This window comes from Streptomyces sp. NPDC048142, assembly GCF_043202835.1.
Lineage (GTDB): Bacteria > Actinomycetota > Actinomycetes > Streptomycetales > Streptomycetaceae > Streptomyces.
In genome coordinates this window covers 94952-120988 of record NZ_JBIDBC010000016.1, presented here as the reverse complement: position 1 = coordinate 120988, position 26037 = coordinate 94952, and the positions used below count along the sequence as shown (strand labels likewise).

Sequence of the window (26037 nt, the reverse complement as noted above, 5' to 3'; positions counted from 1 at the left end):
CGTTCCGGCAACCCTCTGTCCCGCCCGGCCACCACCCTCGCGAAGCCCTTAGACTTCACCTCCGTGACCTCCCGGACCGTGACCCTGCTCGACGTAGCCCGTACCGCCGGGGTCTCCAAGAGCACCGTGTCGGACGCGCTCCAGGGCTCGGGTCGGGTCGCGGCAGCCACCCGGGACCGGGTCCGCGCGGTGGCGGAGGAGCTCGGCTACCGCCCCAACAGCGCCGCCCGGCGGCTGCGCCGCGCCAGCACCGGGGCCGTCGGCCTGCATCTGCCGGCGACCGCGACCCGGCTGGACTACTACATGAGCCTCGCCTTCGGCGCGGTGGAGCGGGCCCAGGAGGACGGGCTCGACATGGTGCTGCTCGCGCCCTCGGGGGCGGCGGGCGGGCGGATCGCCTCGCGCGTCGACGGGCTGCTGGTGATCGACCCCGAGGCGGGCGACAGCGCGGTGCCCGGACTGCTCGACGCGGGCGTCCCGGTGGTGACCGGCGAGCGCTACCTCGGCCCGGCCACCGGCCCCAGCGGCGCCGTGGTCTGCGACAACGCCGCCTCGCTGACCGCCCTCCTCGCCCATGTCGCCGAGCGCGGCGCCCGCCGCCCCGCGCTCCTGGCCCCGGCCGGCTCCTCCGCCTGGGCGACCGCCCTGCGGGCGACGGCCCGGTCCTGGGGGCTGGCCCACGGGGTGGCGGTGGCGCTGCGCACGGTGCCGTTCGCGGCGACCCCGGCGGAGGCCGAGGAGACCACCCGGGCACTGCTCACCGCGGACCCCTCGGTCGACGCCGTGATCTGCGCCCCCGACGGCTCCGCCCCCGGCGTCCTGCGCGCGGCGGCGGCCCTCGGCCGCAAGGTCGGCGCGACCACCACAGGCAACGCGAACGGCGCGAGCAACGGAGCCGGCACAAGCGGCGGGCCCGGAGGGAGCGGTGGGCCCGGCGCCGGTCTGCTCGTCGCGTCCTGCGTCGACGGCCCCGCCACCCGCGGCGCCGAACCCCCGGTCACCGCCGTCGACCTGCACCCGGCCGCGTACGGCCGCGCCTGCGCCGAACTGCTCTGCGACATCCTCGCGGACCGCACGGCCCCCGACACCGTCCGCCGCCACGCCTGGTCCCTGGAGACCCGCGCCTCCACCGGGTCGCCGGACTGACCCGCCGCGCACCACGAGCCGGCCGAACAGGGCGTCACGTCAGGCCGGGCAGGCCATGGCCTTCTTGACCCGGGGAACGAAGTCGAGCATGAAGGCCTCCATGTCGCTCCGCCGCTCGTTCACGTCCTTCGTGACCTTTTCGCCTGCGGTGAGGGACACCATCAGGTGATCGGCCTCCGGCAAGCCGCACGGGGTGCTGATCAGGACGTTCCTGTCGCCCATCGCACCGGAGCCACCGAACGGCAAAGGCACCATCTTCTTCCGGTTCGTGAACCGGAAGCTTGACAGTTTTCCCATCGGATCGTAGAACTTGTCGACCTGGTCAACCAAGAGGGAGATTACCTGGTAATTATCCACGATCACGCCGCAGTAACTTCCAGTTTTCGTCACGATGGAATCACCGTTCTCCTCGAACTTCTCACCATGAGGCAGAAGGGGCGTCAGCTCCTTTTCCCCCGCCGGGACTCCGCACACCTCCTTCGGTATCGCGTACTCACGCGACGATCCGCACCCCGACAGGAGCAGCGCCAGCCCGACGAACACCACTGCGGTGCGCGCCCGGAGAGAATCCCGCATCACTGATCTCCCACAATCCCTTCGGCCTTGTCGTTCCCGTCGTTGGCAGCCGCTCCGATGGTGTCGTAGACGCCGTAGCCCTCCGAGTACCCCTCGTGGCTCGGGTCCTTGGCCCAGTCCTCGTTCACCTCGTACCACTGGTCGGCAATGGCTCGTAGCTGCTCGTTCCGTTTTCCGTAGGTGTCCTGGTGATTGTTCGTGGCGGTGTTGTTGATCTCATTGTTCTTGTCCTGGAGCCAGGCCGTCGTGATGACGTCGACTCCTCGCTGGAGGGGGTCGCCCAGCGCCCCGCCGCCGAGCGGCGTGAGGACACCGCCCACGAGGTGGTACGTCCACGCCTTCTTCCACGAGGCGTCGGTAAGATCGCCGTCCTTCTTGTCATTGGTCGCCTGATATCTGGCCTCCTCCAGGAACCCAACGGTGCGGCCGGCCTTCTTGAGGCTGTCCTCGGGGTTGTTCTCCTCAGGGTCGGTCTTGGCCGCCTCCGTGTGGATGTCACCGAGGATGGCGATGTTCATCTGCTCCGTGAGCAGGCCGTACGTGTCCTTGTTACGGGAGATCTGCTTGCTCACTTCCATGAGCTGACCGGAATCGAGGCCCTTGGACCCCAGGGGGTCGCTCATCGACTTGTGCACGGCCTCTCCGTGATTGCCCATGGCCCTGGCCATGTCGTCACGCATCTCGGCCGGGAAGTCGTTCTCGGTCTGTGCGAGGAACGCCAGCGAGCGCTTCATCGCTTCGCTCTGCTCCGGGGTGTGCTCCCCGAACTTCACACCGTCGGCGTCCGGGTCGCTGACGCCCGAGACCGCCGCGAACATGGCCTTGCCCGTGGCCTCCAGTGCCGGATTGGGGCCATCGTCCAAAGGCGTGTCGTCGAAGGACGCACGCTCCTTGAGCACCCACTTCGCATTGTCCTGAGGCTCTTCGGCGTTGAAGAACGCCGTCGAGGCGTCCGGACTGTTGGAGAGCGCCGTCATGAACCCGGTCATCGGATCGCGGCCGAACTCCTCGTCGCCCATGAAGTTCATCTTGGGCATGTTCGGCCCACCGGTCGCGCCGGACCAGTAGTTGCCCGGGACCTTCATCTTCTTCTCGGTCTCGACCAGCGAGTTGCCGTACTTGTTCAGGAACTGGTCGTCGTAGTCGCCGACCCGCATCAGGTTACTCATCAGCTGGTAGCCCCACACCTGCGAACCACGGGTCTGGTAGCGCTCGCCCGCGGACTTCACCATGTCGTTCTCCCACGCACGCATCGCGGGGCTGTCCGACTGGGTGGCGCCGGCGAGCGTGAGGCTGAGGTTCTTCTGGAAGTCGCCGAGCTGGTTCAGCTGGGTGCGGGCCAGGTCGTTCGTGGTCGAGACGTCGGTAAGGTCGGCCCAGAAGTCCAGTGTCCCCTTCGCGCCGAGCGTGGTAGCGAACTTCTCCTGGAACAAGGGGTCGTTCTTATACGCACCGAGGGTCGCGTTGAGCTTCTGGAACTCGGCGGCCGACATCTCGTCGCCCTTCTCCTTGATGACCTTCGCCGCCTCTTCCGCCTTCTTCAGCGCATCGGCCGCGGAGTCGCGGTCCTTGTACTGCGCGCCGGAGAACCCCAGGTCGGCCTGATCAGCGATGGCCTTCAGCACCTTCGCGGCGCTCGTGTCGCTCTCGGTCGCCCTGTTCAGGATCCGCTGTACGTCGTCCCGCAGGTGGTCCACGTCCTGCTGCGAATGGTCCGCGACCTCGGTGCCCTTGGCCGCCCGGTCGGGGTGGATGAGCATCGTGACGGTGAAGCCGCCGTTTCCGGTGGGCACCACCGTGATGTTCTTCTTGCGTCCCCGCTCCAGCGCCTGGTCCAGCTCTCCCTTGTACTCCACGAGCTCATCGCGGGTGTCCTTGAGGATGTTGTGGATCGTCGTCGCCTGCGTGTGGGCATCGCCGAACTCGCCCACGGTCTTCGTGATGAACTCCCGCGACACCGTGGCGTTCACACCGGCCCAGCTCGCTTTGTCCGCCTTCGCCTTGAGGCCGTCGCGGGCGTCACCCTCCAGCACCTTGAGTTTGTCCACCACGCCCTTCCAGGCGGTGATGGCCTCATTGAGCTGGGAGAAGTTGCCATGCCGCAGAGTTTCGAGGTCCATCAGCGCTGGGTCCTCTCGGTGAAGCCCTCATCCAGCGTGGAGATGCTGCTGACGGTGGAGTAAATGTGGTACTCGTCCCCTGAATGGGCCTTCTTGGTGAAGTCCATATGGTTGGAGATGTGCGCACAGGCATCCAGTAGCGAGGTCAGCTGCTTCTCCCACCGCTTCTGGACGTGATAGAGCCCCCCGCCGAGCGCAAACCCCTGGGTCGTCAGGTCCTTGGCCGCGGTCTGACTGACGGACCAGGCATCACGCCCGTCCTTGCCCAGCCGCTCGAAAAGCTTGAAGGCACTGTCCCCCACAGCGGCCAGATCCTTCTGGTTGACCTTGAGGTCCCCTCCGGGCTCGGCGCCGCCGCCCTCCTCCGGTACACGATTGAGCCGCATCGCCGCCTGGCTCTTCAGCTGCTCCCACTCGTCCCACGCCATCAAGCGCCTCCCCGTCGGCAGTGCCCCTCCTGGAGCGACTTTCTCAACGTATCAATAGCGCTCATTCGGCCACTGGGCCGGTTTGGCAGGGGGAAATCAACCCCTCACCGGGAGAAACCGGACAACAGCCCTCAGTCCCCCCGGCCGGCGGATATCACGGGAGCCCCGAGCCACCCCCACGACGGGCGGCCGGCAACCGACGGCTCTCCTCCACATCTCCGCGAGGTGAACATTCCGCGTCGAGGGGCAACTGGCGTGGCCGCCTTGACATTTCGGCGTGCGGCCGGTGATAAGATCATCTTACTTCCAGTGGGCTGATGGCGTATGGGGGCATTCCGGGAGGGATGAACTCCTCGGCCCCACCTTCGGAGGGGCACCTCCCGAAGCGGCGCACGGTCGTGGCGAACGAGCCCTGGCTGCGTGCCGCCTGACGGGGTGTCAAGCCGTATCCGCCATGGCACTTGAAGTGAGTCTCATGACATTTCCACAGGGCCCCGTCATCTGGGCGCTGGTTGTCGTAGCACTGGTCGCCGTGGGTGCCGTTCTGCGGGCTCGCGCGACCAACGTCAAGCTGCGCAGACACCACACCGACCTGCGCGGTGAGCGCGACGCGCTCCTGCGCCAACGGGACGAACTCCACCTCGTCCACAGCGATCTGCTGCAGCGTCAGGCCGCCGAACTCGCGGAGGTCCGCAAGGACGCCGAGGAGGAGACCAAGGCCGTCCTCAAGGCCGCCGTCCGTACGCTCCAGGGTCTCGCCGACGAGCAGCAGGTCGTCATCGAGAAGGCCCAGCGCAAGTACGGCGACGACCCCGGGATCCTCGCCGACCTGATGGCCATGGACCACGCCAACAGCCAGTTCGGCCGGCGCGCCCAGGGCATCGCCGTCCTCTGCGGCGGCTGGCTCGGCCGGCGCGAGACCGTGGCCTCCGTCTTCGACGTGGCCCGCAGCGCCCAGGGCCGTATCCGGCACTTCGACCGGGTCCGGGTCAACGGCCAGGTGAACTTCTCCGTCGTCAGCCGGGCGGTGGAGCCCGTCGCCGTGGTCCTCGCCGAGCTGCTCGCCAACGCCACGAACTACTCCGCCCCCGGCACCCCGGTGGAGATCAACATCCAGGCCGTGCCGACGGGCGTCTGCCTCATCGTCGACGACGCCGGTCTCGGCATGGGCCAGGAGGAGAAGGACCGCGCGGCGGCCCTCCTCTCCCCCAGGGCCGCGATCAGCGTGTCCAGTCTGGGCATCCCGCCGCAGTTCGGGTTCGCCGTCTCCGGGATGCTCGCCGCCCGCTACGGCTTCCGGGTCTCGGTGGACTCCGTTTCCCCCTATGGAGGCGTACGCGCGGTGGTCCTCATCCCCGACGAACTGCTCACCACCGAGGTGCCGCCGGCCACCGCGGCGCCCGCCGAAGCGCCCGACCCTGCCGCCATCCACCAGCCGGCCCACCAGGTCCAGCAGGTGCAGCAACGGGTCCGGCAGCCGGACCAGTGGCAGGCCACGGCCCCGGCGCCCACCCCGCTCTTCCCGCCCACCCCACATCCGGACACCGCCACCCAGCCGCCGGCCCAGATCAGCACCACCGCCGGGGGGCTGCCGAAGCGTCGTCGCAAGAGCCCGGTCTCCGCGGTGCCCTCGGTGGAGCCGGGGCCCGTGCGCAGCAACGAGGAGACCGCCTCCCGACTCGGCGCGTTCCAGCGCGGCACCCGGTCCGGACGCGACACGACGACGGAAGGACCCGAGTTCCAGTGAACCCCGATCTGTCCTGGGTGCTCAACGACCTGCTCCAGGTACCCGGCGCCCGGCACGCGATCCTGGTGTCCGCCGACGGCCTGCTGCTCGCCAATTCGAGCGAGATCGGCCGAGACGACGCGGAGACCGTCGCCGCCGCCATGAGTTCCATGCAGTCCCTCAGCCGGGCCGTCGCCCCCTTCATCGGGACCCGTGAGCCGGGCCGCTGGCGGCAGACGCTCCTGGAGTACGAGGACGGCTGGATCTTCCTGATCGCCGCAGGCACCGGCGCCTACCTCGCCGCCACCGCCGCCGCCGACGTGGACATGGAGGCGATGTCCTTCCGGATGCAGCAGCAGGTCACCGCACTGGGGAAGGCGATGACCACGCCGCCCCGCCAGCACGCGGACAGCGAGATATGACGGCGCCGGGCGAGGAGGGCCGCGTCAGCAGCGGGTTCGTCCGGTCCTATGTCATCACCGGCGGACGCGGGCTGCCCGACGCGGAGGACCTCTCCCTCGTCACCCTGGTCACCCTCGCCCCCGACCGTCAGCCGCCGCCGAACCCGAGCCCCGAGGTCAAGGCGATCTGGGAGCTGTGCTCCGGCGGCTATCTGTCGGTGGCCGAGGTCTCCGGTCACCTCGGACTGCCGGTCGGGGTGGCCCGTCTCCTGCTCCAGGACTTAAACCAGCAGGGACACCTGCTGCGCCGGAAGGCGCCGCCGCCGGCCCAGCTCGTCGACAGGAAGATCCTCGAAGAGGTGTTGCATGGACTCCAAGTCCGGTTCGGCTGAGAGCATCTATGTGCCGGACGCGGTGCAGCGCGCGGCGAAGATCCTCGTCGTCGGGCACTTCGCCGTGGGCAAGACGACGCTGATCGGCACCCTGTCCGAGATCACCCCGCTGCGCACCGAGGAGCGGATGACCCAGGCCGCGGCCCAGGTCGACGATCTGCGCGGGGCGCCCGACAAGAAGACGACGACGGTGGCCCTGGACTTCGGGCGGCTCACCCTCAGCGACGAGCTGGTGCTCTACCTGTTCGGCACGCCGGGGCAGCAGCGGTTCGTGGAGCTGTGGGAGGACATGGCGCGCGGTTCGCTGGGCGCGCTGCTCCTGGTCGACCCGGCGCGGCTCGCCGACACGTTCCCCGTCATCGACCTGGTCGAGACGTACGGGCTGGAGTACGCGGTCGCCGTCAACAGCTTCGACCCGTACTCGCAGCACGCCGAGAACGAACTGCGCGAGGCGCTCGACCTGTTGCCGGACACCCCGGTCGTCTTCTGTGACGCCCGGGACCAGAAGTCCTCCGCGCAGGCCCTGATCACCCTGGTCCGCCACCTGCTGGCGCACACGGCCTGACGCCCCCACGGCCGTACCCCAGGCCGCACCCCCTGACGTATCCCGAAGCCGGGAGCCCGACCGGGCCCCGCGATCACACCGAGGAAGCCGACATGGACCCGTCGCCGGGAGCCACCCCGTACAGCGCCCCCGCCGGGTGCCCCATGCACCAGCCGCAGACCTCGCTGTACGGACCGGAGTTCGCCGCCGATCCGCACCGCGTCTACGACACGTTCCGGACGCACGGCCCCGCCGCGCCCATCGAGCTGGCCCCCGGAGTGGACGCCACGCTGATCGTGCAGCACGAGGCGGCGCTGCGGGTGCTGCAGAACCCGGCGCTGTTCGCCCGGGACTCGCGGCGCTGGGCCGCGCTCCGCGAGGGCGCCGTACCCATGGACAGCCCGGTGCTGCCGATGATGGTGTACCGGCCCAACTGCCTGTTCACCGACGGCGCGGAGCACCTGCGGCTGCGCAAGGCGGTCACCGAGTCGCTGGCCCGGCTCAACAGCAGCCGGCTGAGCCGGGACGTCGAGCGGATCGCCGACTACCTGATCGACCAGTTCATCGAGCGCGGCACCGCCGATCTGCTCAACGAGTACGCCAAGCTCCTGCCGCTGCTGCTGTTCAACCAGCTCTTCGGCTGCCCCGGCGACATCGGTGACCGGCTGACCCGTTCGATGTCGGCCATCTTCGACGGCGAGGACGTGCTCCGCGCCAACGCCGAGCTGACCGAGTGCCTGATGGAGCTGGTCGCGATCAAGCGCCGCCAGCCCGGCGAGGACATCACCTCCTGGCTGATCCAGCACCCGGCGGGGCTGCGGGACGAGGAGCTGAAGGACCAGCTGGTGATGCTGATGGGCGCGGGTGTGGAGCCGGAGCGCAACCTGATCGGCAACGCGCTGCTGCTGATGCTCGCCGGGGAGCAGCCGGGCGCGCCCGAGCGGCGCGGTTCGGGGATGCTCGTCGAGGACGCGCTGGACGACGTCCTGTGGAACAACCCGCCGATCGCCAACTACGCGACGCACTACCCGGTGCGGGACATCGAGCTGGACGGGGTGCTGCTGAAGGCGGAGACTCCCGTGCTGATCAGCTTCGCGGCCGCGAACAGCGACCCGGGGCTGACCGACGCCCGCCAGACCCTGAGCAAGGGCGCCCATCTGGCCTGGGGCGCGGGCCCGCACGTGTGCCCGGCCAAGTCGCCCGCGACGCTGATCGCGCTGACCGCGATCGAGAAGATCCTCAACACGGTCCCGGACCTCTCGCTGGCCGTGCCCGCCTCGGGTGTGGCCTGGCGGCCGGGCCCGTTCCACCGGGCTCTGGTCGCGCTGCCCGTCCGGTTCACCCCGACGGCCGCGCGGCGAGCGGCGAGCGGGGTGCAGGCACCGGCCTCGGCCCAGCTGCCCGACCCGTACCGGAACGCGCCCTCCGCACCGATGGTGACACCCCGTCACACCCAGGAGCCCGAGAAGAAGCAGAAGGGCTGGTGGAGTTCGTTCCTCGACGTGTTCCGCGTATGACTCACAGCCCGACAATTCGCTGGTGACAACGGGCATTTGTGACGATTGCATGTGACGGGGGCAACAAAGAGCGATGCTTGGCGCGTACATCCGGAGGGGTAGGTTCAGGGCGGTAGCCATGGGCCTAGGTCAAGGAACTCCGCGTGAGCATCACTGGCGGTACCAGCAGGACGCCCGACGGACGGCGCGCGGTCATCGGTCTGCTCCGCAGACTCAATACACCGGAAGGACAGGCCGATCCGTACGGAATACTCGCGGAGCTGCGGACGATGGGTGACGTCGTCCGCGCTCCGTGGAACGGGTATTTCGTCACCGGCTTCGACGCCTGCAGCCAGGTGCTCCGGGGCCGCAACTGGCTCGCCCCGGATCTCGCCTGGCAGGAGCGGCAGGACGACTCCAAGCAGTGGGACGCGATCGCGACCCGGGAGATGACCACCACGCTCGCCCGGCTCAACGCCCCCGAGCACACCTGCCAGCGCCGCTCGCTGGGCAATCTCTTCGACCGTTCCACCATCGAACGCCTCACCCCCGACGTCGAGCGCGACGCCGACCGGCTGCTGGACGAGCTGGCGGAGAAGCTCCGCTGGGGTGAGGCGGACTTCGTCTCCACCGTCAGCGAGCAGCTGCCGATCAGCACCGTCGGCTCCTGGCTGGGGGTACCGCCGGAGGACTACCCGGACATCCTGGAGATCACCCACAACCAGGTGTTCGCCCAGGAACTGCTGCCCGCCAAGTCGCAGCTCGCCGTCTCCGCCGAGGCGACCGTGCGGCTGCGCGCGTACTTCACCGATCTGGTCGCCCGGCGCCGGGCGGAGCCCCGCCACGATGTGCTGACCGGCTGGATCCACACCTGGGACGCGCTGGAGCCGGACCGGGAGCGGGCGGACGAGATCCTCTACCGGCTCACCATGTTCGTCACCATCGCCTCACTGGAGACCACTGCGACGCTGCTCAGCTCGATGACCGCCCTGCTGACCGAGCCCGCCCGGTGGACGTGGCTGCGGGAGCACCCGGAGCACATCGACGCGGCCGTCGACGAGGCACTGCGCTACGACCCGCCCATCCACATCAACACCCGGACCGCCGCCGAGGACACCGTCCTGGCCGGGGTCCCGATCAAGAAGGACAGCATGGTCCACGTCCTGTACGGAGCCGCCAACCACGATCCGCGGCGGAACCCGGACCCGGGCGTCTTCGACATCCTGCGCGGCGGGAGCCACCTCACCTTCGGCGGCGGGGTGCACTACTGCCTGGGCGCGGCGCTGGCCAAGCTGGAGGCGCGGACGCTGCTGGCACGGATGCTGGACCGTTTCCCCACACTGCACACCGTCTCGCCGCCGGTGTACGCGCCCCGGATGGTCTTCCGGCGGATCACCTCGCTGGGCGTGGCGCTGTGAAGCTCTCGCTGCCCGACTTCCTGACCGCGGGCGACCGCTCGGAGGACCGCCCCGAGCACCACTCGGAGAACCCGCCCGAGCACCGCCCCGAGGACCGCTCCGAAGAGCGCCCCGCGACGGTACGCACCCGGCGCGAGGGTCCCGTCCTCCATGTGGAGCTGCACGCGCCGGAAACCGGCAACGCGGTGACCGAGGCGATGCTCGACGAGCTGCTGGACATCGTCGTGGCCCCGGACCCCGAGGTGCGGGTGCTGGTGCTCAGCGGTGCGGGAGAGGACTTCTGCCTGGGCGGGGACCGCACCGAGTTCGGCCAGTGGCTGGAGGAGGACGCCGGCGGCCGGGGCATCCGGATCGCCGGGGAGAAGGCCCGCCGGGTCTGCGAGGCGATCTCCGGCGGCCGGGCGGTGACCATCGCCCGGGTACAGGGCAAGGCGGTCGGAGCGGGGTTCGCGCTGGCCCTGGCCTGCGATCTGCGGGTCGGCGCGGACACCGCGAGCTTCCGGCTGCCGGAGCTGGCGCTCGGGCTGCCGACCGCCTGGGGCGGGCTGCTGCCCCGGCTGATCCACGAGGTGGGCGCGGCCCGGGTCCGCGAGCTGATCCTGACGGGCCGGGCCTTCGACGCCGCCGAGGCGTACGAGCTGTCCGTACTCCAGCGGGTGGTGCCCGGGGCGGAGCTGGACGAGGCGGTCGCCGCCTGGGCGAAGCCGGTGGTCCGCCGCCCGGAGGCAGCACTGCGGGTCACCAAGGCGCTGCTGAACTCCTACGCCGCCGCCACCCGGCTGGCCGATCCCTCGTTCCTCGACGCGGAGCTGATGGCCTCGGTCGCGGCCGCGACCCGGCGTTCCCCGACGGGCGGCGACAGGGCGGGCGGGGCACACTCGTAAAAACCCGAGTGGAAGGTCTCCGGCGTGGACGTACCGGTGTGGCTCTGGACCGTGTTCGCCGTGACCGTCATCGTCTCGCTGACGGTCGACCTCCTCGCACACCGCAAGGCGCATGTCATCGGCTTCAAGGAGGCCGGGCTGTGGAGCGCGCTGTGGGTCGGCCTCGCGCTGCTCTTCGGCCTGGTGGTCTTCCTGACCCTCGGGACGACCGCCGGGACGGAGTACACCACCGCCTGGCTGCTGGAGAAGAGCCTGTCGGTCGACAACCTCTTCGTCTTCGCGCTGATCTTCGCGTATTTCCAGGTGCCCCGGGCCTATCAGCACCGGGTGCTTTTCTTCGGCGTCATGGGCGCTCTGGTGTTCCGGGCGGTGTTCCTGACCGCAGGCGTCGCGGTGGTGAACCGCTTCACGTTCGTACTGTTCCTCTTCGCCGCGATCCTTTTCTACAGCAGCTATAAAATCCTCAGCGGCCAGGAGGAGAACTTCGACCCGGGCAAGAGCTTCGCGGTACGGCTGCTGCGAAAGATCATGCCCGTCCAGGACGAATATTCCGGCACGCATTTCGTCGTCCGCCAGGAAGGCCGGCGGGTCGCCACCCCGCTGCTCGCGGTGGTCGCCGCGATCGAGGCGGCCGACCTCATCTTCGCGGTCGACAGCGTGCCGGCGGTACTCGCGGTCAGCGACGACCTCTTCATCGTCTACACCAGCAACGCCTTCGCGATCCTGGGGCTACGGGCCCTGTACTTCCTGCTGTCCGGGCTGCTGGACCGGTTCCACTACCTGAGCAACGGGCTGGCGATCATCCTCGCCTTCATCGCGGTCAAGCTCATCCTCCAGGCCTCCCACAAGATGATCAGCACCTCGATCCCCGAGATTCCGTCGCCGGTGAGTCTCGCGGTGATCGTCGTCATTCTGGCGGTGTCTGTGACCCTGAGCATGCGCCGTCCGCCGAGAAGTCCGGGTGGTATGGACGCACCGGAACCCGATGCGGGCAAGTAAGGCCAGGGCAAAGCAAAGGGCAAGACTTTCCAAAATTTCCCGCCCCGCCTATCGTGAGTAAATGACCACCAAAAAGCGTGACCTTCACCAGCGGGCCGCTTTCGTGTGCCCGACCTGCAAGCAGCCCGTCCCCTCCGAAATCCACCGCCAGAAGACCCTCGGGATCTTCGTCCCGGTATGGCGCGCGGGCCCCTGCGAAAACCCCGACTGCCCGGATTACGCCGTCGAGGGACGGCCCGCCCGGCACCGGTCCCGGGGGTGAGACCCGGGGTGACCCGGGAGAGCTCCCTCAGCCCGCGGCCAGGCGCGCGGTGAGACGCGCCTTCGCCGCGGGCCACTCGTCGGCCAGCAGCGCGAAGTAGACGCTGTCCCGCCAGGTCCCGTCCGGCCGCCGCCGGTGCCGCCGGAGCACCCCCTCGCGCCGCGCCCCGAGCCGGGCGATGGCCGCCTGCGAGCGCTCGTTGAGGTGGTCGGTCTTCAGCTGGACACGCCCCATGCCCAGCTCCTCGAAGGCGTGCGTCAGCAGCAGGAGCTTCGTCTCGCTGTTCACCGACGAGCGCCAGTGGGCGCGCCCGTACCAGGTCCAGCCGATCTCCAGGCGCTCGTCGTCCACCACGACGTCCATGTACGTGGTCCAGCCGACGGCCCGGCCGCTCGCCCGGTGGACGACGGCGAACGGCACGTACCCCGCGTCGCCGAGCACCTGCTCCAGGCGGCCGCACAGCTCCTCGCGGGTCCGCGGCGCCGGACCACCCTGCCAGCGCCACACCTCCTCGTCGCCGCCTCCCGCCGCGAAGAGGTCGTCGAGATGGCCGAAGGTCAGCGGGACGAGTTCGACGTACTGCCCGGTCAGGGTCACGGGCCGAGGGGGAAGTGCGGACATGGCGCGATCCTAACCCTCCCTTCTTTCGCACTAGCGCACATCGTTTACGCACTAGTACGTAAACGGGTCGGGGTCGTCCCGCGTGCGGACCGGCACCCGGCTGGCTAGCGTGGCCCGTGCGGGCACGGCGCGTACGGGGCACGGCGCGTACGGGGCGGGCGGGGCCGAAGACAGCGAATCCAGGGACAGCGAATCCAGGGAAGGACCGGCACCATGGCTGCACAACCCGAGGGCACCCCGTGCTGGGCGGACGCTATGTTCGCCGACATCGAGGGCGCCAAGAGCTTCTACGGAGACGTGCTCGGCTGGACGTTCGGCGAGGGCTCGGCGGAGTTCGGCAACTACACGCAGGCGTTCGCGGACGGCAAGGCGGCCGCCGCCGTCTCCCCGCCCATGCCGGGCGAGGAGGAAAGCCCCTCGGCGTGGTGTCTGTACCTCGCGTCGCCGGACGCCGCAGCGACCGCCGCCAAAGTCCGCGAGAACGGCGGCGAGGTGCTGGTGGAGCCGATGCAGGTCGGCGAGTTCGGCACGATGGCACTGGCCCGCGACCCCGGCGGAGCGGTCTTCGGGATCTGGCAGGCGGGCACCCACGAGGGGTTCGAGACGGAGATGGGCGCGCCCGGCGGGTTCTGCTGGGGCGAGGTCTTCACCCGGGATCCGAAGACGGTGGACGCGTTCTACCCTGCGGTCTTCCCGTACACCGTGCGGAAGTTCGACGACGAGTCGATGGACTTCCGCATGTTCAACGTCCAGGAGCAGACGGTCCTCGGCCGGATGGCGATGGGCGACGACTTCCCACCGGAGGTCCCCTCGTACCTGAACGTGTACTTCGCCGTGCCGGACTGCGACGCGGCGGTGGCGAAGGCGACCGAGCGGGGCGGGGTGCTGCGGTTCGGGCCGATGAACAGCCCGTTCGGCCGGTTCGCGGCGATCAGCGACCCGCAGGGCGCCTCGTTCGCCGTGATCGACGTGACCACCACCGAGGGCGAGATGCCGGCGACGAGCCCGGTGGCGTAAACCGGCCCCGGGTGAACCCGGGGCCCGAGGACTCGTACGGGCCGCGACCGGAGGACGGACGCGGCCCGTTCGTCTGCCTCGGTGCGGGCCATCGGGGTACCCGCCGCACGCACCCCCGCCCAGCGCTCAGCACTCCGGCCTCCCGCACCCCGCACCCCGCACCCTGTACATTCCTCCGAGGCCTCCCGCATCTGCGATGGATCATCGTCCAGAGAATGGCAGATGCCAGCAGAATTGCCCTAGCGTGGTGCACATGCAGTCCTACACAATCGGCCAGGCAGCACGACTTCTCGGGGTCAGCCCCGACACCGCCCGCCGCTGGGCGGATGCCGGCCGGGTCGCGACCCATCGCGACGAGGCCGGTCGGCGTCTGATCGACGGCCGCGCGCTGGCCGCCTTCTCGATCGAGGTCGGCCAGAGCGCGGGCGGCGAGGACGAGTCCCCGTACACCTCGGCCCGCAACGCGTTCCCGGGCATCGTCACCGCGGTGAAGCTCGGCGACGTCGCGGCCCAGGTCGAGATCCAGGCCGGTCCGCACCGGCTCGTCTCGCTCCTGACCCGAGAGGCGGTGGAGGAGCTGGGTCTTGAGGTCGGCATGCGGGCGACCGCCCGGGTGAAGTCGACCAGCGTGCACATCGACCGCACCTGAGACGGCATCCGGGACGACATCCGAAACCGCATCCGAAACCGCCGCGGACCGCACGCGGGAACGCCGCTGGGACCGGCCGACGACGAGCTCGGCCGGCCCCGGGCCGACACCGCCCGCCGCTGCCCACGTACCGCAGCCCCGCCCGGCCGGGCGCCCCTCGGCCGCGCACGCATCCAAGGAGCCCCGACCCCCATGTCCCTCCCGGTCAACCGCCGCCGTACGGCCGCCGCCGTCCTGACCACCGCGCTCCTGATCCCGCTCGCCGCCTGCGGCGACTCCGGCACCAGCACCGGCACCGGCACCGGCAAGGCCACGGACAAGGGCAAGGACAGCGGCTCGGGAGCCGCCTCCGGCGCCCCGAAGGCCGGCCTGACGGTGCTCGCCGCGTCCTCCCTGACGGACGTCTTCGAGGAGGCGGGGGCCGCGTACGAGAAGGAGAACCCCGGCACGAAGGTGACGTTCTCCTTCGCGGGCTCCCAGGAGCTGGCCGCACAGGTCAGGCAGGGCGCCCCCGCCGACGCCCTGGTCACCGCGGACACCAGGACGATGGACGGCCTCTCCGGCGACACCGGGAAGCCGGCCGTCATCGCCAGGAACCGCCTCATCATCGCGGTCGGCGAGGGCAACCCGGAGAACATCGAGAACATCGAGGACCTCGCCGACCCGGGACTGAAGGTCGTCCTGGCCGCCCCCGAGGCGCCGGTGGGCCGCTACAGCGAGCAGATCCTCGACGCGCGGAGGGTCGGGGTGAAGCCGGTCTCCCAGGAGCCCAACGTCCGCGCGGTCCTCAGCAAGGTCTCGCTCGGCGAGGCGGATGCCGGGCTCGTCTACAAGACCGACGCCGCGACCGCCACCGACAAGGTCGACGCGATCGACATCCCGGACGCGGAGAACGCCATCGCCTCCTACCCGGCCGCCACCCTGAAGGCGTCGCAGCACCGCGAGGCCGCCGCCGCGTTCGTCGGCTGGCTCTCCACGCCCGCCGCACAGAAGATCCTCCGGAGCGCGGGTTTCCAGCAGCCGTAGGGCCTGACACCCCGGCAGGCCGTACGGAACGCTCCGGCGGGCCTGCCGGACACCGCACTTCGAACCGCCCGACGAGGTCGCCCATGAAGCATCCAGCACTCCGCCGTACGCCCGGGGTCCGCGCCCCGCTGCTGCTGACGGTGCCCGCCATGCTGGCCGTGGCGTTCCTGACGCTGCCGCTCGCCGGGATCCTGGTCCGCACCTCCTGGGGCGAGCTCGGCGCCCACCTCACGGCCGAGGCCACCACCCAGGCGCTGCGGCTCTCGTTGCTGGTCTCCCTGTGGGCGCTCGGACTGTCGCTGCTGCTCGGGGTGCCGCTGGCCTGGCTGCTGGCCCGGGTGCCGTTCCCCGGCAAGGCGTTCGTCCGCTCGCTGGTCCTGCTGCCGATGGTCCTGCCGCCCACGGTCGGCGGCGTCGCCCTGCTGCTGGCGTTCGGGCGGCGCGGGCTGCTCGGCCCCTGGCTGGAGGACACCTTCGGCATCACGCTGCCCTTCCACACCTCGGGGGCCGTGCTCGCGGCGACGTTCGTCGCGATGCCGTTCCTGGTCATCTCGCTGGAGGGCGCGCTCGGCGGGCTGCGCCCCCGGTACGAGGAGACCGCAGCCTCCCTCGGAGCCTCGCCGGTACGGGTGTTCCTCACCGTGACACTGCCGATGGTCGCCCCCGGGCTGATCGCCGGAGCCGCCCTGACCTGGGCGCGGGCACTCGGCGAGTTCGGCGCGACCATCACCTTCGCCGGGAACCTCCCCGGCACCACCCAGACCCTGCCGCTCCAGGTCTATCTGCTGCTCCAGGACTCGCCGGAGGCCGCCACCTCCGTATCGCTGCTGCTCCTGGCCATCGCGATGATCGTGCTCATCGCGCTGCGCGGCCGGTGGACCGGAACCCCGGGCGACCGCCTCGACCTCGCGAGCCCAGCGGCGACGGCCCGCCCGGAGGACCCGGCGGGCACCGCGCCGGACGTCCTCCCCGAGCCGCCCCCCGGCCTGCTGGAGAAGGCCCCCCGGGAACCCTGGCCGCTGCACGCCGACGTCACCGGCTTCACCCGCCTCACCCTGGACGCCGGAGCGGGCACCACCATCGCGGTGGTCGGCCCCAACGGCGCGGGCAAGACGACGCTCCTGCGCGCCCTCCTCGGCCTCACGCCCCGCGCGCACGCCGCCCTGCGCCTCGGCGACACCGACGTCACCGCCCTGCCCCCGCACCGCCGGGGCGTGGCCTGGGTGCCCCAGGACGGGGCGCTCTTCCCGCACCTGAGCGCGCTGACCAACACGGCGTACGGGCTCCGCGCCCACGGCGTGCCCCGCGCCATGGCCCGGCGCGAGGCCCAGGGCTGGCTGGACCGGCTCGGGGTGGGCCACCTCGCCCGGCGCAGACCCGCGCAGCTCTCCGGCGGCCAGGCCCAGCGGGTCGCCCTGGCCCGCGCGCTGGCGGCCCGCCCGCGCCTCCTGCTGCTGGACGAACCGCTCGCCGCTCTCGACCAGGCCACCCGGGCCCGGGTACGGCACACCCTGCGCCGGCACCTCGCGGACTTCGGCGGGGTCTGTCTGATCGTCACCCACGACCCGGTCGAGGCGGTCTCACTGGCCGACCGGGTCCTGGTGCTGGAGGACGGCCGGGTCCTCCAGGACGAGCCGCCCGCCGAGGTCACCCGGCACCCGCGCTCCCCGTGGGTGGCCCGGATGCTGGGCCGCAACGCCTGGCCCGGCACCGCGACCGCCGACGGGCTCGCGCCGGCGGGCGGCGGACACCTCGTGGTCGCCGAGCCCCTCCCGGCGGGCACGGACGCCCTCGCGGTCATCGCCCCGGAAGCCGTCTCCGTACACCGGGAGCGGCCCACCGGCAGTCCGCGCAACGTCTGGCCCGGCACGGTCCGCGAGATCACGGCGGGCGGCAGCCGGCTGCGCCTGCTGATCACCTCCACCGAGGCCCCGGACCTGGTCGCGGAGATCACCCCGGGGGCCGCCGCGGACCTGGGCATCGCCGACGGGAGCGCCGTCTGGACCAGCGTGAAGGCGACCGAGGCAACGATCGTGCCGCTCTGATCCCGCGAGCGGCGGCCGGAAGCGGCGTCGGGGAAGGGCGTCGGGGAAGCGTCTCCGGGAAGCGCCGGGAGGGACCTCGGGTAGCGGCGGGGAACCATCACCCCCGCCGGCACGTACTTCTGTACGTACGACGACCGAGGGACGGGGACCCATGGCACTGTTCGGCAACGCCCACACGATCAAACCCGACACCGCCCAGCAGGACTACGCCCGGCTCCTCGGGCAGGGCGAGCAGGTGCACGCCGCGTTCCTGCTGATCCGCGACACCATCCTGTTCACGGACCGGCGGCTGATCCTCGTCGACAAGCAGGGCATCACCGGCAAGAAGGTGGAGTACCACTCCGTGCCGTACCGCAGCATCACGCACTTCGCCGTGGAGACGGCCGGGACGTTCGATCTCGACGCCGAGCTGAAGATCTGGATCTCGGGCAGCGCGACCCCGCTCCAGAAGACGTTCACCAAGGGCGTCGACATCTACGAGGTGCAGGCGATACTGACGCAGTTCGTCGCCCGGTAGCCCCACCCGGGGCCGCTCAGAAGGACGGGCGCAGCCGGGCAGCCTCCGAGTGCCCGGGGACGGCGGCGCGCATCTTCGCGGCGCGCTCCCGCAGTTCGGGCAGCAGGTCGTAGAGCGCGTCGCCGGGGCAGCGGGTCTCGAAGCTGTCGCGGTGGCCGGAGATGACGTGCAGCCGGGCCACCTGGCCCCGGTCGAAGCGGCTCTCGTCGTTCGTCGAGACCAGGTCGACCATGCCCAGCGGGTCCGCCCCGGGACGCAGTTTCCAGGCGGCGAGCTTCACCAGTGCGTCCGTCATCGGCTTCGGCACCTCGGCTCCCGCGCCGAAGTTCCCGATCGCCGCGATGCCGACCGTGTGGGTGTTGAACCCCTTGGTGTGCGCGCCGAGCACCGGGCGTCCCACGCTGCCAGCGCGGCCCTCGTAGATGGTGCCGCAGCGGTCGACGAGGAAGTTGTAGCCGATGTCGTCCCAGCCGTCCCGCCGGATGTGGTCGCTCTGGACGGCCCGGATCAGACCGGGGGCGTCCGCGCAGTCGTAGTCGTTGGGGTTGCCGGTGTGGTGCACGAACACCGCCCGCGCCGCGCCCGTGTAGTGCGGCTCCTCCCGGACGAGGTCCTCGTCCGCGTGCCATTCCCGGCGGCTGACGATGTCCGGCTGCGGCAGTCCGCGCGGCGGGCGCGGTCCGGTGGCCAGCTCCGGCCGGGGCGCGTGGAACGCCGGGCCGTCCCCGAACACGAGGAGGGCCAGGGGCAGGAGCAGAACGCCCAGGACGAGCCGGCGGGACCACATGCACTCCACCCTGCGCCCCGGCCTCCGGCTTCGCAGAGGGGCGGGCCGATCGGGTGACCTGCCGCCGACCCGCCATCAGCAGGGGGCGACCCGCCCGCGATGCGCGTACCACCGGAGCTTCTTACGATGGGATCCGGATCCTCGTCCGCTCCCGGCGGGGCGCCGGCCTCGCGGCGGGGGGGCCGGCCTCGCGGCGGGGGGCCGGCCTCGCGCCTCACCGCCTCGCCGCGCCACACCTCACGGTCTCACCACTCCCCACCGTCTCACCACGCCTCACCACGCCTCACCACGCCTCACCGCTCTCCGCCGTGCGGCCGGGGGCGCCCTTGCCGCCGCCGTCCTCGTTCCGGCGCAGCAGCCGGAAGGACAGCAGGGGGAACACCAGCACCGACACCATCGCGGCGGCGACCAGGGCGGCGGCCTCGCCGGCCCCGATCACCTTCTCGTCCAGGCCGATCGCGGTGATCGCGACCACCAGCGGCAGACAGGTGGACGCGAACAGCCCGAGCGCGGCCCGCGGGGCGCGTCGGGTCAGGTCGCGCGGGGCCAGCAGATACGCCGGAACCCCGCGCACCAGCAGGAACAGCAGCAGGAAGACCGGCAGGAGCAGCAGCGGCCGCCCGCCGTCCAGCAGCGCCGCGAGGTCGAAGTCGATGCCCGTGACGATGTAGAAGAACGGCACGAGGAAGCCGAAGCCGATCGCCTCGACCCGCTCCAGGATCTCCCCGCTGCGCTCGGGCACCGCCCCCTGGAGGACGAGCCGGGTCAGCATCCCCGCGGCGAACGCGCCGAGCAGCGTGTCCAGGCCGAAGACATGGGCGAGCCCCAGCATCCCGGCCAGCAGCAGCATCACGAAGCGGACGGCGAACTGGCCGCTGCTGTGCAGGGTCATGGCGATGATGCGGGCGAACCACGGCGGCCGGGGCCGCATCGCCCAGAACACCGCGCCCGCCGTGACGACGGCGAACGCGGCCAGCACCACGCCCGCCGCACCGGGACTCCGGCCGCTGAACAGCAGGGCCATCGCGATGATCGGCCCGAACTCGCCGACCGAGCCGAACGCCATCACGACCGACCCGAACCGCCCCTCCAGCCGCCCCGAGTCCCGCAGGATCGGCAGCACCGCGCCCAGCGCGGTGCTGGTCAGCGCGGTGCCGATGACCAGGCTCTTCGCCAGGTCCGCCCCGCTGAGCAGCAGGGCGACGCCGAGCCCGGCGGCGAACGAGACGACCCAGGCCCCGCCGGCCCGGCGCAGGGTGGAGCCGCGGACCTCGGCGAACCGGATCTCGTACCCCGCCAGGAAGATCAGCATCGAGAGCCCGAGGTCGGACAGGGTGTCGATGACCTGGTCGTGATGGGCCCAGCCGAGCACATCGGGCCCGACCAGGATCCCGAGCACGATCTCGAAGATGACGACGGGGACGGGCAGCCACCGCCCGGTCGCGTAGCCGAGCAGCGGGGCGAGAACCGCCAGGGCCATGATCAGGACGAGGGTCCCCGGGTACTCCATCGCTCGTGTATAGCAAGGAAGACACCGGAATCATCCGCTATGACACTCTCTACACTCTCTGCACCCTCCGTTCCTTCTGGACCTCTGTCCCTCCGGTCCCGACCGGCGCACGTCGTTGCAGACCACCGCCATCGCCAGCGCCGTTTCCTCGTCCGTCAGCGCACCCTCCGGGGGCCGGTGGTCCAGCGGAACGGAGGGGGCGCGCCACCGCCCGGCGGAGGCCCCGGGCCACCCCGTCACCCGCCCCGTCACCCGTTCCCCCGCTCCGGCGTGCCGGACGGCGGCCGGAGCCGTTGAATGCGGAGTCCGAGACGTCCGGACCGGAAGCCTGGGAAGCGCCCGGGGCGGAAGGCAGGAGAAACCGCATGCCGTCGTCACTTGCCCGCGAGGACCGGCCGGCCGCCCCGCGCCGGAAGGGCGCACTGCGCCGCACCGGCGAGTGGTGCGCCCGGCACTTCGTGGTCGTCCTCGTCCTGTGGGTGGCCGCGCTCGCCGGACTCCAGGTCCTCCAGCACGCGTACGGCGGCGACTACTCCGACGACTTCTCGCTGCCCGGAACCCAGTCCCAGAACGGCCTCGACGTCCTGGAGGCGCATGCCCCCTCGGCGGGCGGCTACAGCGCGCAGGTGGTGCTGCACGACGCGGACAAGCCGCTCACCTCGCTCTCCAGCCAGGTCGCCACCGCTGTCGCCGACCTCCAGAAGCTCCCGGACGTCCTGTCCGCGCAGAGCCCGCTGCCACCGCCCGGATCCACCCCGCCCCCGCCGCCCGACCCGAACACCGGGCCGCTCTCCACCGACGGGAAGACCGCCTACATCACCGTCCGGTTCAGCGTGCAGCCCTCCACCCTCGACCCGTCCTACCTGGACGGGGTCGACAAGGCGGTGCAGCCGCTGCGCTCGGCCGGGGCGACGGTGGAGTACGGCGGATCGCTCGGGGAGCTGGCCCGGCCCGAGCCGAGCGACCGCACCAGCGAGGCGATCGGCTTCGGGGTGGCGATCGTGGTTCTGCTGATCGGCTTCGGCAGCCTGCTGGCCGCCGTTCTGCCGCTGGTCACCGCCCTGGTATGCGCCCTGTGCGGGCTCGCCCTGCTGGGGCTGCTGGCCGCCGCCGCGACCTTCGCGACCGTGTCCCCGACGCTCGCCACGATGATCGGCATCGGTGTCGGCATCGACTACGCCCTCTTCCTGGTCACCCGGCACCGGCAGAACCTGGTCGACGGCCAGGATCCGGTGACCGCCGCCGGGAACGCCGCCGCCACCAGCGGGCACGCGGTGCTGCTCTCCGGCTGCACGGTGATCATCGCGCTGTCGGGCCTGTGGGTCTCCGGGATCGGGTTCATCGGCAAGCTCGGCCTGGCCGCGGCAGTCACCGTGGTCACGGCGGTGCTCGGCGCCCTCACCCTCGTACCGGCGGTCCTCGGGCTCATCGGCCGCCGCATCGACCGGGTACGCGTACGGAAACCGGTGGCCGAGACCGTACCGGCCCCGGAGGGCGCGGAGCCCGGTGGCTGGCACCGGTACGCGCAGCGGGTGGAGCGGCGGCCCTGGTGGTTCCTGGCCGGCGGAGTGGTGCTGCTGGCCGTCCTCTCCTTCCCCGTCCTGTTCATCCAGCTCGGCCACATCGGCGACGGCGCCGACCCGAAGTCGTTCACCGACCGGCGCGCCTTCGACCTGATGTCCACCGCCTTCGGCCCCGGCTCCAACGGCCCCCTGACCCTGGTCATCGACCAGAGCGAGGTGCCGTCGGCCGACCGCTCCGCCCTCGCCGAACAAGCTCAGAAGGCACTCACCGACGTCCCGGACGCGGCCGTGATCACCCCGCTCACCGCCACCTCGGACGGCGACGTGCTGACCGCCACCGCCTACTCGGTAGCGGCCCCGCAGGACGAGCGGACGACGTCCCTGACGAACCGGCTCACCGACGACGTGCTGCCGCAGGCCGTCTCCGGCACCGACGCGAGTACGTACGTCACCGGCACGACGGCCGCCCAGGTCGACTTCCTGGACATCGTCTCCAGCCGGCTGCCGCTGATCATCGCGGTCGTCGTGGGCCTGGCGTTCCTGGTGATCCTGGCCGTCTTCCGGGGTCTGCTCGTCGCGGTGAAGGCCGCCGTGCTCAACGTCCTGTCGATCGCCGCCTCGTACGGGGTCGTGGTGGCGGTCTTCCAGTGGGGCTGGGGCGGCCCGGCACTGGGAGTGTCCGGAGACGTCCCGATCGAGAGCTATGTGCCGATGATGATGTTCGCGATCGTCTTCGGACTGAGCATGGACTACGAGATCTTCCTGCTCTCCCGCATCCACGAGGCGTGGGTGCGCACCGGGGATCCGGGCGCGAGCGTGGCGCACGCGCTGGAGATCACCGCCCGGGTCATCTCCTGCGCGGCGCTGATCATGGTGAGCGTCTTCGCCGCGTTCATCATCAGCGACGACATCGTGGTGAAGATGCTGGGCCTCGGGCTGGCGGCGAGCGTGCTCATCGACGCCACCGTCGTACGGCTGCTGATGGTCCCCGCGGTGATGACGCTGCTGGGCCGGGCCGCCTGGTGGATCCCCGGCCCGCTGGACCGGATTCTGCCGCACCTGGACGCCGAGGGGAGCACGGAACCGGCCGGACCGACCAGCGGAAAGTGACGGCCGCCGCTTCCCCCCGGACCGGCGCTCCGCACGCCGACGGCCGGGACTGCTTCTTCGACAGCGCGAATTACCTGGCGATCGTGCTGGGCGCGTGCTTCCTGGCCTGGGTGCCCAAGGGCCGCACCTGGATGACGGCGCTCGGCACCTGCACGCTGTACGGGTATCTGCTCCACGGCTTCGTCGTCCGGGGCCTGAAGTACGGCGGCTTCTACGACGACCCGTTCTTCGCCACCACGATGGGCACGGTCGCCGTCACCCTGGGCGCGGCGCTCGGAAGGCCTGAGACACCGGACAGCCGAGCAACAGCGGGGAGGGTTCAGCGGTCCACGACGACGGTCCGGCCGAGGACCGCGACGTGTTCCAGGACGTCCTCCAGCGGATCGTCGATCTGGCCCGTCGCGATCAGGGCCACCTGCGGGCCGTTGTGGGCGTCGGTGTGCGTCTCGTCGGCGTGGGCGACGGTGGCGGGCAGCACGGACGCCACCACGGTCATGCCCAGCGCGGTCAGCTTCCTGTTCATGGCGCCGATCATGGCACGCCCCGCGACGCCCGAAGTCGGCGTCGCGGGGTGCGGAAGCGGGTCTCAGACTCCGTCGGCCCGGGGGACGGACACGGCTGCGGGAGCCTCGGTCCGCGCCTCGGCCGGAGTGCCCAGCAGCGCGGAGGCCGTCTCCAGCGGGGTACGGGCGGGGGCCGGCGCCGGCACGGCCGACTCGGCGGTACGGCAGGTGAATCCGAGCTTGGACAGCGCCCGGACGACCTCGGCGGAGCTGAAGTCCCGGCGGTCCTGCCGGGTGATCACTTCACCCACCTGCTTGACGGGGTAGACCCGGCGGCTGATGACCACCGCATCGCCCGTGACGGGTTCGGGCTTGATGCCCTTCATCGAGTCCTCCACCTCGTTCTTGAACAGATCGAAGGGGAAGCGGGCGATGACACAGCGCATGTTTCCTCAACAGGGGTCGGTGCACGGGGGACGTGTCGAGTGCACGGAGGGGACGTACGGGAGCCCCGAGCGGGAGGCTCGGTGCACGCACCGGGAGGATCGCCGGGCGTACGGGGCGGCCGGCGGCGTTCCGCCGGCCGCAAGGGATCACGCGGCGCGGTTGTTCCGGCGCTGCGAGGCGGCCGCACGGGCCTCGGGCGTCGGCACTCCGGGACGACGGCCCCGGGCCGGGGCCCCGCCGCCGCGCTTGGTGCCGCGGCCCATGAACGCGCCGCCGCGGCCGCTGCCGCGCTCCTTGGCCGGGGCGGAGATGACGACCGGGACGCCGGAGGGCGCCTGCGCACCGGTGATCCGGCTCAGCTCGGCCTCGCCGGAGCGGACCTGGGCGATCTGCGGGGTGATCCCGGCGTCCGCCATCAGCCGGGTCATCTCGCGGCGCTGGTTGGGCAGCACCAGCGTGACGACGCTGCCGGACTCGCCGGCGCGGGCGGTACGGCCGCCGCGGTGCAGGTAGTCCTTGTGGTCGCTCGGCGGGTCCACGTTGACGACCAGGTCGAGGTTGTCGACGTGGATGCCGCGCGCCGCGACGTTGGTGGCGACCAGCACCGTGACGTGCCCGGTCTTGAAGCGCTCCAGGGTGCGGGTGCGCTGCGGCTGGGACTTGCCCCCGTGCAGCGCCGCCGCCCGGACCCCGCTGTGCAGCAGGTGGTCGGTGAGCTTGTCCACCGCGTGCTTGGTGTCCAGGAACATGATCACGCGGCCGTCGCGGGCCGCGATCTCCGTCGTGGTGGCGTACTTGTCCGAGCCCTGGACGTACAGGACGTGGTGCTCCATCGTCGTGACCGCGCCGGCGGACGGGTCGACGGAGTGCACGACCGGGTCCTTCAGATAGGTCCGCACCAGCAGGTCGACGTTGCGGTCCAGGGTGGCCGAGAAGAGCATCCGCTGACCGTCCGGGGTCACCTGGTCGAGCAGCTCGGTGACCTGCGGCATGAAGCCCATGTCGGCCATCTGGTCGGCCTCGTCGAGCACGGTGATGGTGACCCGGTCCAGCCGGCAGTCGCCGCGCTCGATCAGGTCCTTGAGGCGGCCCGGGGTGGCGACGACGACCTCGGAGCCACCGCGCAGCGCGCTGGCCTGGCGGCCGATGGACATGCCGCCGACCACGGTGGCGATGCGCAGCTTCAGCGACCGGGCGTACGGGGTGAGCGCGTCGGTGACCTGCTGGGCCAGTTCCCGGGTGGGGACGAGGACCAGGGCGAGCGGGCGCTTGGCGTCGGCGCGGCGGCCGGCGGTGCGGGCCAGCAGCGCGAGACCGAAGGCGAGGGTCTTGCCCGAGCCGGTGCGGCCCCGGCCCAGGACGTCCCGGCCGGCCAGCGAGTTCGGCAGGGTGGCCGCCTGGATCGGGAAGGGCACGGTCATGCCCTCGGCGACCAGCGCCGCCTTCAGCGGTGCGGGCATCTCCAGCTCGCCGAAGGTCTCGGCGGCGGGCAGGGCCGGGGTGACGGTCACCGGCAGGGCGAACTCGCCCTTCACGCCGGAGGCGGAGCGGCGGCCGTAGCCACCGGACCGGCCCGAGCCGCCGGAGCCGCCGGAGCGCTTGGGTCCGCCGCCGAAGCCCGCGGCGCGGCGCTCGCCGCCACCGCCGGAGAAGCGGGGGGCACCGCCGGAGGAGCGGGTGCGGGAGAATCGGTCGTTCGAGCGGGGCGTGCGTTCGCGGTTCATGCAGAACCTTCCTCGATGGGGCACGTATCGAGGGATTCTTTTTCGGGAAGCGACCGTGAACGGCACCCAGAATCGCAAGAACGAGCCGATGAAATGACAAAAGAAAACGAAGCCCGGCCGCCGGGAATCAGTGCACCGGACGCGGCTTCGTCTGGGGCGCGCAGAG

Annotated in this window: 24 protein-coding genes and 1 pseudogene; 16 read left to right on the top strand and 9 right to left on the bottom strand. The window is 71.2% G+C overall.

Annotated features, from left to right (window positions below; translation table 11 throughout):
• Positions 1–63 precede the first annotated feature (63 nt).
• Positions 64–1146: a LacI family DNA-binding transcriptional regulator gene (locus tag ACGF2Y_RS21240; RefSeq protein ID WP_392949630.1), complete on the top strand. Its 1083-nt coding sequence runs from the start codon at positions 64–66 to the stop codon at positions 1144–1146.
• Positions 1147–1185: 39 nt separating this feature from the next.
• Here ACGF2Y_RS21240 and ACGF2Y_RS21235 read toward each other — a convergent pair whose 3' ends face one another.
• From ACGF2Y_RS21235 to ACGF2Y_RS21225, 3 genes are read right to left on the bottom strand one after another with little or no spacing between them, the layout of a single operon-like run.
• A complete protein-coding gene (locus tag ACGF2Y_RS21235; RefSeq protein ID WP_392949628.1) occupies positions 1186–1722 on the bottom strand; it encodes a hypothetical protein in 537 nt (178 codons plus the stop codon).
• The gene (locus ACGF2Y_RS21230) at positions 1722–3842 is read right to left on the bottom strand and encodes a hypothetical protein (protein WP_392949626.1); all 2121 of its coding nucleotides are present in this window, start codon (positions 3840–3842) and stop codon (positions 1722–1724) included. Before ACGF2Y_RS21230 ends, ACGF2Y_RS21235 begins: the two co-directional genes overlap by 1 nt.
• Entirely contained in the window at positions 3842–4270 is a 429-nt protein-coding gene (locus tag ACGF2Y_RS21225; protein ID WP_392949624.1) for a hypothetical protein, read from the bottom strand. Before ACGF2Y_RS21225 ends, ACGF2Y_RS21230 begins: the two co-directional genes overlap by 1 nt.
• Before the next feature lie 475 nt (positions 4271–4745).
• On the opposite strand from ACGF2Y_RS21225, the gene ACGF2Y_RS21220 reads away from it, so the two are divergent.
• The 8 genes from ACGF2Y_RS21220 (at position 4746) to ACGF2Y_RS21185 (ending at position 12130) form a co-directional block, all read left to right on the top strand.
• A complete protein-coding gene (locus ACGF2Y_RS21220; protein ID WP_392949621.1) occupies positions 4746–6017 on the top strand; it encodes an ATP-binding protein in 1272 nt (423 codons plus the stop codon).
• Complete coding sequence (locus ACGF2Y_RS21215) at positions 6014–6418, top strand: roadblock/LC7 domain-containing protein (protein WP_392949619.1); 405 nt, start codon at positions 6014–6016, stop codon at positions 6416–6418. Before ACGF2Y_RS21220 ends, ACGF2Y_RS21215 begins: the two co-directional genes overlap by 4 nt.
• Positions 6415–6789 (top strand): DUF742 domain-containing protein, encoded by a 375-nt coding sequence (locus ACGF2Y_RS21210; protein ID WP_392949617.1) that lies wholly within the window; start codon positions 6415–6417, stop codon positions 6787–6789. The genes ACGF2Y_RS21215 and ACGF2Y_RS21210 overlap by 4 nt, the downstream gene beginning before the upstream one ends.
• Positions 6764–7354: an ATP/GTP-binding protein gene (locus ACGF2Y_RS21205; RefSeq protein WP_392949614.1), complete on the top strand. Its 591-nt coding sequence runs from the start codon at positions 6764–6766 to the stop codon at positions 7352–7354. Before ACGF2Y_RS21210 ends, ACGF2Y_RS21205 begins: the two co-directional genes overlap by 26 nt.
• Before the next feature lie 92 nt (positions 7355–7446).
• Positions 7447–8850: a cytochrome P450 gene (locus tag ACGF2Y_RS21200; protein WP_392949611.1), complete on the top strand. Its 1404-nt coding sequence runs from the start codon at positions 7447–7449 to the stop codon at positions 8848–8850.
• A 269-nt stretch (positions 8851–9119) separates the two neighbouring features.
• Positions 9120–10247 carry a cytochrome P450 gene (locus tag ACGF2Y_RS21195; protein WP_392949692.1) on the top strand — a complete coding sequence of 376 codons (1128 nt, stop codon included), beginning with the start codon at positions 9120–9122 and terminating at the stop codon, positions 10245–10247.
• A complete protein-coding gene (locus tag ACGF2Y_RS21190) occupies positions 10244–11131 on the top strand; it encodes an enoyl-CoA hydratase/isomerase family protein (protein WP_392949608.1) in 888 nt (295 codons plus the stop codon). Before ACGF2Y_RS21195 ends, ACGF2Y_RS21190 begins: the two co-directional genes overlap by 4 nt.
• 24 nt (positions 11132–11155) lie before the next feature.
• Positions 11156–12130 (top strand): TerC family protein, encoded by a 975-nt coding sequence (locus ACGF2Y_RS21185; protein ID WP_392949605.1) that lies wholly within the window; start codon positions 11156–11158, stop codon positions 12128–12130.
• 289 nt (positions 12131–12419) lie between these two features.
• On the opposite strand, the gene ACGF2Y_RS21180 is transcribed toward ACGF2Y_RS21185, so the two are convergent.
• A complete protein-coding gene (locus ACGF2Y_RS21180) occupies positions 12420–13013 on the bottom strand; it encodes a GNAT family N-acetyltransferase (protein WP_392949602.1) in 594 nt (197 codons plus the stop codon).
• A 213-nt stretch (positions 13014–13226) separates the two neighbouring features.
• On the opposite strand from ACGF2Y_RS21180, the gene ACGF2Y_RS21175 reads away from it, so the two are divergent.
• The 5 genes from ACGF2Y_RS21175 (at position 13227) to ACGF2Y_RS21155 (ending at position 18267) form a co-directional block, all read left to right on the top strand.
• Positions 13227–14030 carry a VOC family protein gene (locus ACGF2Y_RS21175; protein ID WP_392949600.1) on the top strand — a complete coding sequence of 268 codons (804 nt, stop codon included), beginning with the start codon at positions 13227–13229 and terminating at the stop codon, positions 14028–14030.
• 253 nt (positions 14031–14283) lie between these two features.
• The gene (locus ACGF2Y_RS21170; protein WP_392949597.1) at positions 14284–14679 is read left to right on the top strand and encodes a molybdopterin-binding protein; all 396 of its coding nucleotides are present in this window, start codon (positions 14284–14286) and stop codon (positions 14677–14679) included.
• 192 nt (positions 14680–14871) lie between these two features.
• Positions 14872–15705 (top strand): molybdate ABC transporter substrate-binding protein, encoded by an 834-nt coding sequence (gene modA / locus ACGF2Y_RS21165; RefSeq protein WP_392949594.1) that lies wholly within the window; start codon positions 14872–14874, stop codon positions 15703–15705.
• 83 nt (positions 15706–15788) lie between these two features.
• Complete coding sequence (locus ACGF2Y_RS21160; RefSeq protein ID WP_392949591.1) at positions 15789–17750, top strand: ABC transporter permease; 1962 nt, start codon at positions 15789–15791, stop codon at positions 17748–17750.
• Positions 17751–17901: 151 nt separating this feature from the next.
• A complete protein-coding gene (locus ACGF2Y_RS21155; protein ID WP_392949588.1) occupies positions 17902–18267 on the top strand; it encodes a PH domain-containing protein in 366 nt (121 codons plus the stop codon).
• A 16-nt stretch (positions 18268–18283) separates the two neighbouring features.
• On the opposite strand, the gene ACGF2Y_RS21150 is transcribed toward ACGF2Y_RS21155, so the two are convergent.
• Positions 18284–19054: a peptidoglycan recognition protein gene (locus ACGF2Y_RS21150; protein ID WP_392949585.1), complete on the bottom strand. Its 771-nt coding sequence runs from the start codon at positions 19052–19054 to the stop codon at positions 18284–18286.
• 283 nt (positions 19055–19337) lie between these two features.
• Complete coding sequence (locus ACGF2Y_RS21145; RefSeq protein WP_392949582.1) at positions 19338–20564, bottom strand: cation:proton antiporter; 1227 nt, start codon at positions 20562–20564, stop codon at positions 19338–19340.
• Between the two features lie 365 nt (positions 20565–20929).
• On the opposite strand from ACGF2Y_RS21145, the gene ACGF2Y_RS21140 reads away from it, so the two are divergent.
• Together ACGF2Y_RS21140 and ACGF2Y_RS21135 are read left to right on the top strand one after the other, a co-directional pair.
• Positions 20930–23197 carry an MMPL family transporter gene (locus ACGF2Y_RS21140; RefSeq protein WP_392949579.1) on the top strand — a complete coding sequence of 756 codons (2268 nt, stop codon included), beginning with the start codon at positions 20930–20932 and terminating at the stop codon, positions 23195–23197.
• A gap of 77 nt (positions 23198–23274) precedes the next feature.
• Positions 23275–23466: pseudogene (locus ACGF2Y_RS21135) on the top strand (hypothetical protein); the annotation flags it as partial.
• Between the two features lie 50 nt (positions 23467–23516).
• On the opposite strand, the gene ACGF2Y_RS21130 reads toward ACGF2Y_RS21135, so the two are convergent.
• The 3 genes from ACGF2Y_RS21130 to ACGF2Y_RS21120 form a co-directional block, all read right to left on the bottom strand.
• Positions 23517–23720: a hypothetical protein gene (locus tag ACGF2Y_RS21130; RefSeq protein ID WP_392949577.1), complete on the bottom strand. Its 204-nt coding sequence runs from the start codon at positions 23718–23720 to the stop codon at positions 23517–23519.
• Positions 23721–23783: 63 nt separating this feature from the next.
• Positions 23784–24146, bottom strand: a complete 363-nt coding sequence (locus ACGF2Y_RS21125) for an SCO5918 family protein (protein WP_392949574.1) — start codon at positions 24144–24146, stop codon at positions 23784–23786.
• Between the two features lie 147 nt (positions 24147–24293).
• Positions 24294–25871, bottom strand: a complete 1578-nt coding sequence (locus ACGF2Y_RS21120) for a DEAD/DEAH box helicase (RefSeq protein WP_392949572.1) — start codon at positions 25869–25871, stop codon at positions 24294–24296.
• Positions 25872–26037: the final 166 nt, after the last annotated feature.

What these genes read in the sequence shown, in the direction of transcription:
- ACGF2Y_RS21180 (WP_392949602.1), bottom strand. Translation starts at nt 13,013, where the DNA reads ATGTCCGCACTTCCCCCTCGGCCCGTGACCCTGACCGGGCAGTACGTC.
- ACGF2Y_RS21220 (WP_392949621.1), top strand. Translation starts at nt 4,746, where the DNA reads ATGACATTTCCACAGGGCCCCGTCATCTGGGCGCTGGTTGTCGTAGCA.
- ACGF2Y_RS21130 (WP_392949577.1), bottom strand. Translation starts at nt 23,720, where the DNA reads ATGAACAGGAAGCTGACCGCGCTGGGCATGACCGTGGTGGCGTCCGTG.
- ACGF2Y_RS21155 (WP_392949588.1), top strand. Translation starts at nt 17,902, where the DNA reads ATGGCACTGTTCGGCAACGCCCACACGATCAAACCCGACACCGCCCAG.
- ACGF2Y_RS21210 (WP_392949617.1), top strand. Translation starts at nt 6,415, where the DNA reads ATGACGGCGCCGGGCGAGGAGGGCCGCGTCAGCAGCGGGTTCGTCCGG.
- ACGF2Y_RS21205 (WP_392949614.1), top strand. Translation starts at nt 6,764, where the DNA reads ATGGACTCCAAGTCCGGTTCGGCTGAGAGCATCTATGTGCCGGACGCG.
- ACGF2Y_RS21170 (WP_392949597.1), top strand. Translation starts at nt 14,284, where the DNA reads ATGCAGTCCTACACAATCGGCCAGGCAGCACGACTTCTCGGGGTCAGC.
- ACGF2Y_RS21195 (WP_392949692.1), top strand. Translation starts at nt 9,120, where the DNA reads ATGGGTGACGTCGTCCGCGCTCCGTGGAACGGGTATTTCGTCACCGGC.
- ACGF2Y_RS21125 (WP_392949574.1), bottom strand. Translation starts at nt 24,146, where the DNA reads ATGCGCTGTGTCATCGCCCGCTTCCCCTTCGATCTGTTCAAGAACGAG.
- ACGF2Y_RS21200 (WP_392949611.1), top strand. Translation starts at nt 7,447, where the DNA reads ATGGACCCGTCGCCGGGAGCCACCCCGTACAGCGCCCCCGCCGGGTGC.
- ACGF2Y_RS21225 (WP_392949624.1), bottom strand. Translation starts at nt 4,270, where the DNA reads ATGGCGTGGGACGAGTGGGAGCAGCTGAAGAGCCAGGCGGCGATGCGG.
- modA (WP_392949594.1), top strand. Translation starts at nt 14,872, where the DNA reads ATGTCCCTCCCGGTCAACCGCCGCCGTACGGCCGCCGCCGTCCTGACC.
- ACGF2Y_RS21235 (WP_392949628.1), bottom strand. Translation starts at nt 1,722, where the DNA reads ATGCGGGATTCTCTCCGGGCGCGCACCGCAGTGGTGTTCGTCGGGCTG.
- ACGF2Y_RS21160 (WP_392949591.1), top strand. Translation starts at nt 15,789, where the DNA reads ATGAAGCATCCAGCACTCCGCCGTACGCCCGGGGTCCGCGCCCCGCTG.
- ACGF2Y_RS21175 (WP_392949600.1), top strand. Translation starts at nt 13,227, where the DNA reads ATGGCTGCACAACCCGAGGGCACCCCGTGCTGGGCGGACGCTATGTTC.
- ACGF2Y_RS21145 (WP_392949582.1), bottom strand. Translation starts at nt 20,564, where the DNA reads ATGGAGTACCCGGGGACCCTCGTCCTGATCATGGCCCTGGCGGTTCTC.
- ACGF2Y_RS21140 (WP_392949579.1), top strand. Translation starts at nt 20,930, where the DNA reads ATGCCGTCGTCACTTGCCCGCGAGGACCGGCCGGCCGCCCCGCGCCGG.
- ACGF2Y_RS21120 (WP_392949572.1), bottom strand. Translation starts at nt 25,871, where the DNA reads ATGAACCGCGAACGCACGCCCCGCTCGAACGACCGATTCTCCCGCACC.
- ACGF2Y_RS21150 (WP_392949585.1), bottom strand. Translation starts at nt 19,054, where the DNA reads ATGTGGTCCCGCCGGCTCGTCCTGGGCGTTCTGCTCCTGCCCCTGGCC.
- ACGF2Y_RS21230 (WP_392949626.1), bottom strand. Translation starts at nt 3,842, where the DNA reads ATGGACCTCGAAACTCTGCGGCATGGCAACTTCTCCCAGCTCAATGAG.